Raw genomic sequence first — 979 nt, 5'->3', positions numbered from 1 at the left:
GGGCGAGGGGTGGTGGCGGTCCGGTGTGATGCTGGTGTGTTGCGCCCGGTCCGAATGGCAGGAGGCGGAAGCGGAGCTGCGAACCCTGCGGGGTCTCGCGGACGGCCCGGGGTGCTGCGTCAGCGGCTAACGAGTCTCGATGCCCTTCCGCTCGAGCCGGGCGCGGAGGAGCGGTCGCTGGTGGAGTTCCGGGAGAGGGTCCGTGCTGTGGTGGAGGAACACTTCAATGGCAGCATGATCGCAATCACGTAGCGCTGCCTCTTTTCCACCGGCGTGGGGGTGGGCCCGACCGGGCCCACCGGGTAAGGCCCTCAGGTTAGGGCAGCGTGGCCGGCCTCGGTGGCCTCCACCAGGTCGGGCCGCTCTCCGTTCGCCGGGTGGACAATCCGGATGAGGTTGCCGTCGTGCAGGTCGATCACTGCCTTGTAGAGCCCGAGCTGTTTCTTCTGCCATGCCACCCGGCGGGGGTCTTCCTCGGCGGCGCTTCGCTCGAAGTTCGCCGGGTGGATGGTCTGAAAGAAGTCGGAGGCGGCCACGGGCTCTGGTGACTGGGCGATCAGGCGAAGGAGTTCATACTCGTCGGCGTTCAGCGTCATGACGGCAGCGTAGAGGGCTGGGCTGTGGAAGCGGGCCGGGATGGGGGTCGCCGTGGTTAGCGCCAGTAGACCCGGCCGCAGCCGCAGCAGTTGCTCGTCACCGTTCACCGATGAGGTGGGAGGCACGCCAGCCCGGGCCGGAGTCAGCTGCGCTCGGGCTCCGGGGCGTCGCCGGGCGCCGGCGCTCCGGTGGCCGCGCGTGGGGCCTCGGCGGTCGCAGTGGCGGCGCGGCGCTTGCTCCGCTTGTCGTGGGCCAGGGTCCCGGCGATGGTGGCACTGGCGACCACGCCGCCGATGATGCCGGCCGGGATGCTCGAGGCCGAGGTGTTCCGGGCGGAGTACGTCGGGGTGACGTTTTGGTGCGGGTCGTGGCTGGGGGGGTG

Annotated in this window: 1 protein-coding gene and 1 pseudogene; both read right to left on the bottom strand. The window is 70.5% G+C overall.

From position 1 onward, the window contains the following. Nucleotides 1-311: 311 nt before the first annotated feature. Nucleotides 312-704, bottom strand: coding sequence for a hypothetical protein (locus FNQ90_RS24815; protein ID WP_182608382.1), 393 nt, complete (start codon nt 702-704; stop codon nt 312-314). 35 nt (nt 705-739) lie between these two features. Beyond that, a pseudogene (locus FNQ90_RS24810) lies at nt 740-979 on the bottom strand (hypothetical protein); the annotation flags it as partial.

The sequence above is a fragment of the Streptomyces alkaliphilus genome, from assembly GCF_014141535.1.
GTDB classification, from domain to species: Bacteria; Actinomycetota; Actinomycetes; order Streptomycetales; family Streptomycetaceae; genus Streptomyces; species Streptomyces alkaliphilus.
The sequence above is the reverse complement of the archived record's forward strand: the minus strand, read 5'-3'. Positions and strand labels throughout refer to the sequence as shown.